General features: G+C 28.5%; 12 protein-coding genes. 9 read left to right on the top strand and 3 right to left on the bottom strand.

What is annotated here, in order from left to right:
- Positions 1-13: 13 nt before the first annotated feature.
- Together ACNSOS_RS07315 and ACNSOS_RS07310 are read right to left on the bottom strand one after the other, a co-directional pair.
- Positions 14-1,240: an NAD(P)/FAD-dependent oxidoreductase gene (locus tag ACNSOS_RS07315; RefSeq protein WP_418184773.1), complete on the bottom strand. Its 1,227-nt coding sequence runs from the start codon at positions 1,238-1,240 to the stop codon at positions 14-16.
- Between the two features lie 9 nt (positions 1,241-1,249).
- Entirely contained in the window at positions 1,250-1,606 is a 357-nt protein-coding gene (locus tag ACNSOS_RS07310) for a cupin (protein ID WP_418184772.1), read from the bottom strand.
- Positions 1,607-1,772: 166 nt separating this feature from the next.
- Between ACNSOS_RS07310 and ACNSOS_RS07305 the strand changes: the two genes are divergently transcribed.
- From ACNSOS_RS07305 to ACNSOS_RS07270, 8 genes are all read left to right on the top strand, one after another.
- Positions 1,773-3,044, top strand: coding sequence for an O-acetylhomoserine aminocarboxypropyltransferase/cysteine synthase family protein (locus tag ACNSOS_RS07305; RefSeq protein ID WP_418184771.1), 1,272 nt, complete (start codon positions 1,773-1,775; stop codon positions 3,042-3,044).
- Positions 3,045-3,050: 6 nt separating this feature from the next.
- Positions 3,051-3,464 carry an RrF2 family transcriptional regulator gene (locus ACNSOS_RS07300; RefSeq protein ID WP_113895331.1) on the top strand — a complete coding sequence of 138 codons (414 nt, stop codon included), beginning with the start codon at positions 3,051-3,053 and terminating at the stop codon, positions 3,462-3,464.
- A 17-nt stretch (positions 3,465-3,481) separates the two neighbouring features.
- Positions 3,482-4,414 (top strand): cysteine synthase A, encoded by a 933-nt coding sequence (cysK, locus tag ACNSOS_RS07295; protein ID WP_418184770.1) that lies wholly within the window; start codon positions 3,482-3,484, stop codon positions 4,412-4,414.
- Positions 4,415-4,444: 30 nt separating this feature from the next.
- Complete coding sequence (locus ACNSOS_RS07290; protein WP_113895209.1) at positions 4,445-4,675, top strand: DUF2061 domain-containing protein; 231 nt, start codon at positions 4,445-4,447, stop codon at positions 4,673-4,675.
- 8 nt (positions 4,676-4,683) lie between these two features.
- On the top strand, positions 4,684-5,388 hold the full coding sequence (locus tag ACNSOS_RS07285) for a phosphoadenylyl-sulfate reductase (protein ID WP_418184769.1): 705 nt from the start codon (positions 4,684-4,686) through the stop codon (positions 5,386-5,388).
- 69 nt (positions 5,389-5,457) lie between these two features.
- The gene (gene cysD, locus ACNSOS_RS07280) at positions 5,458-6,372 is read left to right on the top strand and encodes a sulfate adenylyltransferase subunit CysD (RefSeq protein ID WP_113895211.1); all 915 of its coding nucleotides are present in this window, start codon (positions 5,458-5,460) and stop codon (positions 6,370-6,372) included.
- A gap of 1 nt (position 6,373) precedes the next feature.
- Positions 6,374-7,783, top strand: a complete 1,410-nt coding sequence (gene cysN, locus ACNSOS_RS07275; protein ID WP_113895212.1) for a sulfate adenylyltransferase subunit CysN — start codon at positions 6,374-6,376, stop codon at positions 7,781-7,783.
- A gap of 9 nt (positions 7,784-7,792) precedes the next feature.
- Positions 7,793-8,881 carry a sulfite reductase gene (locus tag ACNSOS_RS07270; protein WP_418184768.1) on the top strand — a complete coding sequence of 363 codons (1,089 nt, stop codon included), beginning with the start codon at positions 7,793-7,795 and terminating at the stop codon, positions 8,879-8,881.
- A gap of 53 nt (positions 8,882-8,934) precedes the next feature.
- On the opposite strand, the gene trpB is transcribed toward ACNSOS_RS07270, so the two are convergent.
- Positions 8,935-10,137 (bottom strand): tryptophan synthase subunit beta, encoded by a 1,203-nt coding sequence (gene trpB / locus ACNSOS_RS07265; protein WP_418184767.1) that lies wholly within the window; start codon positions 10,135-10,137, stop codon positions 8,935-8,937.
- A 63-nt stretch (positions 10,138-10,200) separates the two neighbouring features.
- Here trpB and ACNSOS_RS07260 point away from each other — a divergent pair, with 63 nt between their 5' ends.
- A complete protein-coding gene (locus ACNSOS_RS07260) occupies positions 10,201-11,499 on the top strand; it encodes a saccharopine dehydrogenase C-terminal domain-containing protein (RefSeq protein ID WP_418184766.1) in 1,299 nt (432 codons plus the stop codon).
- The last annotated feature ends 56 nt before the right edge of the window (positions 11,500-11,555 follow it).

Genomic DNA, 11,555 nt, shown 5'->3' with positions numbered 1-11,555 from the left:
AAGTTTAAAACTTTTATTTCATCAAATTTTTGCCTACTAAATACCCACTTGCCCAAGCAAAATGAAGATTATATCCTCCTCTATTTCCAACTATATCTAAAACTTCTCCAGCAAAATATAGATTTTTACACAATTTGCTCTCATAAGTTTTATTATCTATTTCAATTGTTCTAACTCCTCCACCACTTGCTTCGCTATGCGAAAAACCTTGAGTATCGATAATTTCCATCTTCCAAGAGTTTAATTGATAAGCTATTGCTTTAATTTGCTTTGCATTTATCTCATCTGTTTTTATATTTATATCAATTTTACAAATATCTAGTAAAATTGGTGCTATTTTATTTGAAATAATTCCAGTTAAAATATCAACAACTCTTTGATTTGAAATAGCTTTTAACAAACTTTGTATTTGATTTGCCAAATCGTTGACAGGAAGTTTTGGAAAAAAATTAAGTGAAACATTCACATCTTGATAAGAGATTAAGTTAAAAACAGCAAGTTGCGAAATATCAAGTATTGCAAAACCAGAAACTCCATAACTTGTAAACAAAACATCTCCAAAGATTTCTTGTTCGCAAGTTCCATTTACAAATAAACTAACCAAACACTCTTTTTTTACACCTTGCAGTTTTCCATTATAATTGTTTTGTGTTTGAAGTCCTACTAAAGATGGATAAGTTGGATTATATGAATGTCCAAATTTTGAAGCAAAATCAAGCCCTATTTCACTTGAATTTAATTGAGGAGCTGCTCCAAGACCAGAAGTTATAACAACTTTATCATAGTTTTTATATTCAAGTTCAGCTGTTTTTACTACAAATTTATCTTCTATTTTTTCCAAATCTTGCACAAAATGTTCACAAAATATATTTATACCCAACTCTTCTAAAGCTAAAAATAAAAGATTTGTTACTGATTTTGCTTCATTTGAAAGTGGATAAACTTTGCCATTTTCTTTTATATCAAGTAAAAGTCCAATAGATTTACAAAATTTTTCAAAAGCCCTAAAATCAAACTCTTTTAAAACAAAATTTACAAATTCTGGGTTTTCACCTATATAATTTTTAATAGAAATTGAAGTATTTGAGATATTACATCTTCCATTTCCAGAAGCTAATATCTTTTTACCTATGCTTTTATTTGCATCAAAAATATCTATTTGTAAATCTTTATTCAACCTTTTAGCTGTAATTGCAGCCATTATTCCAGAAGCACCTGCTCCAATTATTGCTATTTTCAAAATATTTCCTTAATAAAAAACTGCAAACCATATAGTTGGTTCATCTAAACTTGTAAATTTTACTCTATGTTTTTTAAAAGCCTCTATATTTAGACAATCGCCTTTTTTAAGTCCAACTTCAAAATCTTCAAATTCAAGTATTGCAAAACCTTCTAAAAGTAAAATATATTCATTATTTTCTTGTTCATACCAAAAGTTTTGAGGTGATTTTTGTCCGTTTGATACAATTTTTTCTATTTTTATTTTATCATTTTTAAAAACTTCAAAAAAAAGTTCTTCGTTTTTATCAATAGCAATCTCTTTAAAGATATTATATTTTTCTATCAATTTATCTTCTTTTATATTGATTTCTTGGTATTCTAACAAATCATAACTTAACAAAGATTTTAAAGTTGATTAAATAAATTAACTTACTCTCAAACTTTTATTTATTCTATATTTATATAAATTTGATTAAAAGACTTGACATTGTAAAAAAAATAGTTTATAATTCCAACATATTTAAAGTTGATTAATTTATAAAGGATTAAAAATGCAAAAAGAGACAATTGCAATTCATACAGGTTATGATAAGAAAGGTTCAAATGGTGAGATGGCTATTCCTATTTCTCAAACAACAGCTTATGCCTTTAGAGATAGTACTCATGCAGCCAATTTATTCGCATTAAAAGAGTTAGGGGCAATTTACACAAGGCTAAATAACCCAACAACAGATATTTTCGAACAAAGATATGCACAACTTGAAGGTGGAGCTGCTGCTCTTGCAACTTCAAGTGGGGCTGCTGCAATATTTTACTCTATTATCAACATAGCTGAAGCTGGAGATAATATTTTAATTGCAGATAAACTTTATGGTGGAAGTGTTACACTATTTCATTTCACATTGAAAAGATTAGGAATTAGTGTAAAAGTATTCAACAATGATGATGCTTCTGATTTAGAAAGTTTAGTTGATGATAAAACAAAAGCTATATTTTTCGAATCACTTTCAAACCCACAAATTGCAATTCCAAATATAGAAAGAATTGTAGAAGTTGCACAAAAATATGGCATCATCACTATTTGTGATAATACTGTACCAACGGCAAGTTTATTTAACCCTATAAAATTTGGTATTGATGTTGTAGTTCACTCTACAAGTAAATATACAAGTGGAAATGGAACAGCTTTAGGTGGAGTTATTGTTGAAAGAGATAATTTAGCAGAGTTTTTCAAACAAAACAAAGATAGATATCCACATTTTTCTACTCCTGATGCTTCATATCATGGTCTTGTATATACAGAAGTTCCTCTACCAAACTTTTGTTTAAGAGCTAGATTATCACTTGCTAGAGATATTGGTGCTGTTCCATCTCCACACAATTCTTGGTTACTAATACAATCTTTAGAAACATTAAGTTTAAGAGTTGATAAACATTCATCTAATGCTTTAGAAGTTGCAAAATTTTTAGAAAGTCATCCAAAAGTAAAATCTGTAAGCTATCCAGGGCTAAAAGGTGATAAATATTACGATAAGGCTCAAAAATACTTTAATAATGGAAAAGCTTCTGGATTATTGTCTTTTGAAGTAGCTACTTTTGAAGAAGCAAAAAAAGTAATAGATAGTGTAAAATTATTTAGTATCGTTGTAAATATTGGAGATAGTAAATCTTTAATAACACATCCAGCTTCAACAACTCACTCGCAATTAAGTGAAGAAGAGTTGCTAAAAGCAGGAGTAAATCCAACAACTGTAAGGCTTTCTATTGGATTGGAAAATACAATAGATTTAATTGAAGATTTAACTCAAGCATTAAACAAGTAGTTAAATATGCCATTAATTTCAACTAAGGGGGTGTACGGATTGGCTGCTATGTATGAGCTAAGTAAACATAAAGATGATACTCCCATGCAAATAAAGGATATTTCATCAAATGCTTCTATACCTCAAAACTATTTGGAGCAACTTCTAAGTAAGCTTAGACGTGCTAATTTAGTTACAAGTATAAGAGGAGCAAGAGGTGGTTACTTACTTGCTAAAAGCCCTGATGAGATAAAGGTCGTAGATATTTTAGTTGCTTTAGAAGATGATATAAAAATCGTTGATTCAAAAGCTGAAAACCCAATTTTAAATCTATTTTTTGAAGAATCAAAAAATAGTATGAAAAATATTTTTGATATAGAACTATCTAAATTAGATGAATATCAATCAAAATATAATGATTTCTTACATTATAATATATAAAATTAAAAGGATAAAAGATGATATACGCAAAAAATGTAACAGAGTTGATAGGAAATACTCCTTTAGTAAAACTACAAAAAGCAAGTGAAGAAAGTGGAGCAACAGTATTAGGTAAATGTGAATTTATGAACCCAAGTCATTCAGTAAAAGATAGAATTGGTACTAATATGATAAAAAAAGCTTTGGAATCAGGTGTTATTACTAAAGATTCAACAATTATAGAACCAACAAGTGGAAATACAGGAATAGCTTTAGCATCAGTTAGTGCAGCTTTAGGTATTAAATTAATATTAACAATGCCAGCATCAATGAGTATAGAAAGAAGAAGACTTCTACAATCATTAGGAGCAAAATTAGTATTAACTCCAGCAGAAAAAGGTATGAAAGGTGCTATTGAGAAAGCTCAAGAGTTGCAATCAGAAATTGAGAATTCTATTATTCTACAACAATTTCAAAATGGTGCAAACCCTGAAATACATAGATTAACAACAGCTCAAGAGATATTAAAAGATACGGATGGAAAAATAGATATTTTTATAGCAGGTGTTGGAACAGGTGGAACATTAACAGGAGTTGGAGAAGTATTAAAAGCACATAACCCAAATATTAAGATTATTGCAGTTGAACCAAAAGCAAGTCCAGTGTTAAGTGGAGGTAATCCAGGACCACATAAAATACAAGGAATAGGAGCAGGATTTGTACCAGATGTATTAAATACAAAAGTGTATGATGAAATAGTAACAATAGAGAATGATGATGCAATAGAGAGTTCAAGAGCATTAGCAAAAACAGAAGGACTTTTAGTAGGAGTATCATCAGGAGCGAATGCATTAGCAGCAAAAATAGTAGCTTCAAGATCAGAGAATAAAGGTAAAGTAATAGTTACTATTCTTTGTGATACTGGTGAAAGATATCTAAGCTCTGGTCTTTATGAGTATGAAGAAGAGTAAAAACTCTTTTTCATATTTTTAGGAAACTAAATGCACGAAAAACCTTATCGTTCAGTAGTAAAAGCAGTGTCATGGAGAACAGTTGGAACTTTAGATACGATGATAGTTTCATACTTTGTAACTGGAAACTTAATAATGGCAGCTTCAATTGGTACAATTGAAGTGATTACTAAAATGGTTTTATATTATTTTCACGAAAGAGCTTGGAACAAACTATCTTTTGGAAAAGTAAAAGAAACATCAAATGATTATCAAATTTAGGTTAATAAATGAGCAAAATAGAAGATTTAGAAAATATTAATAAAAAACTTGAAAATACTTCAACGATGGAAGTAGTAGCTTATTTTTTAGATAATTTTAAAAATGTTGCTTTAAGTTCAAGTTTAGCAGCTGAAGATCAAGTATTAACAGATATTCTACTTAAAAAAAATAAAAATGCATCTATTTTTACACTTGATACAGGAAGATTACATCCAGAAACTTATGATGTAATGGATGCTACAAATTTAAAATATGGTATAAAAATTGATGTATTTTTCCCAAATAATGAAAATGTACAAAATCTATATCACACTCAAGGGATAAATGGTCATTTTGAAAGTATAGAAAATAGAAAAAGTTGCTGTAATATTAGAAAAATAGAGCCTTTAAAAAGGGCATTAAAGGATGTTGAAGTTTGGATAACTGGGCTTAGAGCATCTCAAAGTGTAACAAGAACAAATATGCCTTTAGTTGAATGGGATGAAAATTTCCAAGTTATTAAAGTCAATCCACTTATAAATTGGAGTGAAGAGGAAGTTTGGGAATATATCAAATCAAATAAAGTTCCTTATAATAAGCTTCACGATAGAGGATTTCCAAGCATTGGCTGTGCACCCTGTACCAGAGCCATTAAGGATGGTGAAGATATAAGAGCTGGTAGATGGTGGTGGGAAAATCCTGAACACAAAGAGTGTGGTTTACATAAAAAATAAAATTCAAAAAAGATAAAGACAAACTCAAACTTTCAATTTGAACTAGTCAAAAAATTGATGGAAAGAAAAATGCAAATAGATACAAAACAATTAACACATTTAAAACAGCTTGAAGCTGAGTCAATTCATATAATAAGAGAAGTTGTTGCAGAATTTGATAATCCTGTTATGATGTATAGTGTTGGAAAAGATTCAGCCGTTATGCTTCATTTAGCACTTAAGGCTTTTGCACCTGCAAAGTTACCATTTCCACTACTTCATGTAGATACTTTATGGAAATTTAAAGAGATGATAGCTTTTAGAGATAAAAGAGCGAAAGAAGAAGGATTTGAACTATTAGTTCATACAAACCCTGAAGGTATTGCTATGAATATTAGCCCTTTTACTCATGGTTCAGCTGTTCACACAGATATTATGAAAACTCAAGGTTTAAAACAAGCACTAAATAAATATAAATTTGATGCTGTTTTTGGAGGTGCACGAAGAGATGAAGAAAAATCAAGAGCAAAAGAGAGAATTTACTCTTTTAGAGATAAAAATCACAGATGGGACCCAAAAAATCAAAGACCAGAACTTTGGAATATTTACAATGGTAGAGTTCATAAAGATGAAAGCATTAGAGTTTTCCCACTTTCAAACTGGACAGAACTTGATATTTGGCAATATATCTATTTAGAGCAAATTCCTATTGTGCCTTTATACTTTGCAGCTAAACGACCTGTTGTTGAAAAAGATGGTGTAAAAATAATGGTTGATGATGACAGAATGCCAATAGGTAAAGACGATGTTATAAAAGAAGAATCTGTAAGATTTAGAACTCTAGGTTGTTATCCTCTAACAGGTGCTGTAAGCTCTAATGCGACTACTTTACCAGAGATTATTCAAGAAATGCTTTTAACAAAAACAAGTGAAAGACAAGGAAGAGTAATAGATAGCGACCAAGCTGGTTCAATGGAAAAGAAAAAAATAGAAGGATACTTTTAAGATGTCACAAATAGAACAAAAAATAGCAAATGATATAGAAAGCTACTTAAAAGAGCATGAAAATAAACAGTTACTAAGATTTATAACTTGTGGAAATGTTGATGATGGAAAATCTACTTTAATTGGAAGATTATTGCATGATTCAAAAATGATTTTTGAAGATCAACTAGCAGCAATTAAAAAAGATAGTAAAAAAACAAATACAACTGATGGTGAATTTGATTTATCTTTATTGGTTGATGGTCTTCAAAGTGAAAGAGAACAAGGAATTACAATTGATGTTGCTTATAGATATTTTACAACAGATAAAAGAAAATTTATTATAGCTGATACTCCAGGTCACGAGCAATATACAAGAAATATGGCGACTGGAGCTTCAACAGCTGATTTAGCAATTATTCTAATAGACGCAAGATATGGAGTGCAAACACAAACGAGAAGACACTCTTTTATAAATAAACTTTTAGGAATAAATCACATAGTTATTGCTATAAATAAAATGGATTTAATGGATTTTAGAGAAGATATTTTTGAAAATATAAAAACTGATTATCTAAAATTTGCAAAAGAATTAGGACTTACGAGTAATATAACTTTAATTCCTATTTCTGCACTAAATGGTGATAACATAGTAAATAGAAGTGAAAAATCTCCTTGGTATAAAGGTGAAACTCTAATTGAGCACTTAGAAAATGTGAAAATTGATAACGATAGAGATTTAACACATTTTAGGTTCCCAGTTCAATATGTAAATAGACCAAATCTAAATTTTAGAGGGTTTTGTGGAACTATTGCGAGTGGAGTTATAAAAGTTGGAGATAGTATTACAGTTTTACCATCACTTAAAAGTTCAACGATAAAAGAAATTGTAACTTATGATGGAAATTTAGAATATGCTTATGCTGATCAAGCTATAACTATTACTCTAAATGATGAAATAGATATTAGCCGTGGAGACATAATAGTAAAAAGCGATGAACAACCAGATATTGCAAATAACTTTGATGTTGATATTGTATGGATGAATGAAGAACCTTTAACAAAAGGAAAACAATATTTTATCAAAAGAGCAACAACTACAACTGTTGGTACAATTAGCCAATTTTACTATAAAACGGATGTAAATACTTTAGAGAAACAAGAAGCAAATGTTTTAAATCTAAATGAAATTGCAAGAGCAAAACTTGATTTAGAGCAAACATTAGCCTTTGATTCTTATGATAAAATAAAAACTATGGGTAGTTTTATAATTATTGATAGAGTTACAAATAATACTGTTGGTGCTGGAATGATAAGAAATAAATCAGCTAATCAAAGTAAAAAAGATAGTCAATATAGTGCTTTTGAAATAGAGTTCAATGCACTTGTAAGAAAACATTTTCCACATTGGGAATGTAAAGAGATTTTATAAGGTTAAAAAATGTCATCAAATATAAACTTAGAAAAACTAAAAAAAGAGAAGAGTAATTTAGATATCTTAGGAGATATCTATTTTTATGCTGTTTTCGCAGAATTAATACCAGAAGAAGATTTAGAAAGATTTAAATGGTATGGAATTTATGCCCAAGATGAAAAGCAAACACTTTTTACTCTTAGAATTCCTCTTGCTTTAGGAGAGTTAAACATAGAACAACTAAAAGCTATAAGTTTGATCTCTAAAAAGTTTAGTGATGATAATTTAAATTTTTTAAAAGAACAAAAAATAGAGTTTAAAAACTTAAGAATAGGCTCTTTACCAGAAATTTTTAATATATTAAAAGATATTAAGTTAAATAGTTTTTTTGAAACAGGTCATACAATAAGAAGAGTTTTAACTTGTCCTGTAAATGGAGTTGATCCTAGTCAAATATTTGATGTTGAAGAGTTAGCAAAAAAATTAAATGAAACTTTTGTAGGAAATAGAAATTTTGCAAACCTTCCAAATAAACTTCAAATAGCATTAAGTGGTTATGAAGAGGGTTGTGATGTAGGTTTCTTACCTGATTTAAGTTTTAATGCAGCTCAATTTTCTAAAGATAAAATAATATTTTCTGTAAATATTTTAGGTAAGCATATAGGATTTATAAACTCTTCACAAATTATAAATACAACTAGAGCTGTAGCAAATATTTATAAAGATTATGGAAACAGAGAAGAGCTAGAAAAAAGTACTTTTGAATATTTTGTAAAAGATTTAGGATTAGGAACTTTTTGTGATATTTTAGAATCAATGTGTGATTATAAACTACAATCAAATAATCAATTAGAACAAAATACGAACCCTAGAAAACCTAGGTTAGGAATAAATAAAAGTGCAACAAAAGATTTTTCATTTATTGGTTGTAAAATTGAGCACAAAAGTTTAAATAGTACAATATTGGATAATTTAATAAATATTTTAGAGAGTTTTGAAGCAAAAAGGGTTAAAATAACTCATAAAGCAAATATCATAATACTTGATGTACCTACAAAAAATGCTTCGATTTTAGCAAAAGAGTTAGAAAATATAGGTTTCAACTCAAATATTTAAAAGCTTGATATTATTCAAGCTTTTATTTCAAATAAAAAAGTTTTTCATAAAAATTAATCTATTGGATAGTTTTCTACCATAAAATCAATATCTTTATCCCCTCTTCCACTCAAACTTACTAAAATAGCTTCATTACTGTGTTCTTTTGCATATTTCATAGCAAAAGCAACAGCATGAGCAGATTCAAGTGCTGGAATGATACCTTCAAGTCTTGAAAGATTATAAAATGCTTCAACAGCCTCTTTATCACTACAAAGTCCAATTTTTGTTCTTCCTATACTATGTAAATAAGCATGTTCTGGACCAATAGATGGATAATCAATTCCACTTCCAATAGAATGCACAGGTGCAGGATTTCCTTGTTCATCTCTTAACATAATAGAATTGAATCCGTGCATAACTCCCTCTTGCCCATAAGTCAAACTTGCACTATGTTCACCTATTTTATTACCTTTTCCTGATGGTTCAACAGCATATAGTTTTACACTTTCATCGATAAATGCACTAAAAATCCCCATAGCATTACTTCCTCCACCAACACAAGCAGTAACCATGTCAGGAAGCTTTCCAGTCATTTCAAAGAATTGTTCTTTTGCCTCAAAACCTATTACACTTTGGAAATCTCTAACCATCTTCGGAAAAGGATGTGGTCCAACAACTGATCCAATAGCAAATAGTGAATTTTCTGTATCTTTTAAATAAGCTTCAAAAGCACTATCAACAGCCTCTTTTAAAGTTTTTAGTCCATGTGTTGCAGGAACTATTTTTGCACCTAATATTTGCATTCTTGTAACATTTGGATACTCTTTTTTTATATCAACTTCACCCATATGAATTTCACATTCTAATCCAAAATAAGCAGCTGCAGTTGCAAGAGCAACTCCGTGTTGTCCAGCACCAGTTTCAGCTATTAACTTCTTTTTCCCTAAATATTTTGCCAATAATGCTTCAGCCATACAGTGATTTAATTTATGAGCACCTGTATGATTTAAATCTTCCCTTTTTAAATATATATTTCCATTAACTTTAGAAGATAAATTTTTTGCAAAATATATAGGAGTTGGTCTTCCTTGGTAATGTTTTCTTATACTTTTTAACTCATTTAAAAAATTAAAATCTTTTGATAGTTTGTTATAAGCTTCATTGATTTGTAAAAATGGTTTTTCAAGTTCTGGTGGGATAAAAGAACCTCCAAATTTACCAAAATACCCATTAGTATCAGGAAAACTATCTAAATAAGTTTTTTGTTTTTGCATATTAAGTACCTTTGAAATAAAATAAAGGATGTTATCATATTTTATATAATTATTGGGGTTAATATGAAAGTAGTATTTTTTGGTGTAGGGGCAGTTTGTAGTGTAATTGCAAGAGTTTTATATGAATTAAATATGAAAACTTCAAACAATAATTTGGAATTTTTATTCATAGTAAGAGATATTAAAAAGTCAAAAGATTTCTTTTTTAAAAACAAAGAAATTTTAGAAAATTCAAATTTTTTAGAGTTAAATAATTTTGAAGATATATTTAGAAATCCAAAAGATTATGAAAAATATCTAAAAAAATCAACTATCTTTATAAATAGTTCAATACCTCTTTATAATATTGATATAATGAAATTAGCTTTAGAATTTAAAACTAATTATGCTGATTTGGCAAGTGATATTTACAATGATAAAGTTATATCATCTTTACAATTTGAGCAACAAACTTTAAATAAAGAGTTTGAAAACAACAATCTGTTAGGACTTATAAATTTAGGTATTTCCCCAGGAATTACAAACTTTTTAATAGGTGAAAGATTATACTCTTTATCAAATCTACCATACAAAACAAAAGTAAAAAAAATAGAGATCAATCTGCTAGAAGAGATACAATCAAAACAGTTAGTATTCTCGTGGTCACCAAATGTTGCAATAGAAGAGATATCATATCCACCACTATACTTTAAGAAAAATAGTTTAAAAAAGCTCGAACCTTTTTCAAAATCAAAAACATATAAATTCCCATATTTCAAGAATTTTGTAGAACTTTATCCTGTATTCCAAGAAGAATTAATCTCTTTAAAACAAAGTTTTGATGATGTTGCAGATATAAAAATGTTTGTCGGAGGAAATGAAATAGAATTGATGAAAAATCTATATCAACTCAATCTTCTATCAAATAAATATTGCTATGGATATAAAGACTCACAAATTTCTATAAATAGTATTATAAAAGATGTTATACCAAAGATGAAATCTCCTCAAACAATTGAAGAATATATCAAAAATAAAATTATAAAATATGCAGAATTCTCAGCTGTTGCAGATATAGAAATGGAGATATCTTATCCACAAAATTCAAAAAAAATAAAAAGTACAGAATCTATTGGAATATCTTTCAATAAATATACAAATTTGATAAAAACACACTATTCTGGTTCAACTTATGTATCATATCCTACTGGAATTGGTGCAGGAATACTAATATTTTACTCTTTACTAAACAAAAAACAAAGTAAATTAAAAGGTGTTTTAGTATCAGAAAAACTTCCTTGGCTACTTGGAGCCGTAACAAATGATATTATAAAAAGAGAATTAACTTCTTATAAAATCAATCTTATCAATTCTATAAAATGAAACTAAACAATAATAAGATAAAATTATCTCTTATATAAATTTTAATAATTTTAAAG

The organism is Aliarcobacter vitoriensis (genome assembly GCF_048320235.1).
Lineage (GTDB): Bacteria > Campylobacterota > Campylobacteria > Campylobacterales > Arcobacteraceae > Aliarcobacter > Aliarcobacter vitoriensis.
Note: the sequence above shows the minus strand (reverse complement) of the source record. Positions and strands in the feature narration are given on the sequence as shown.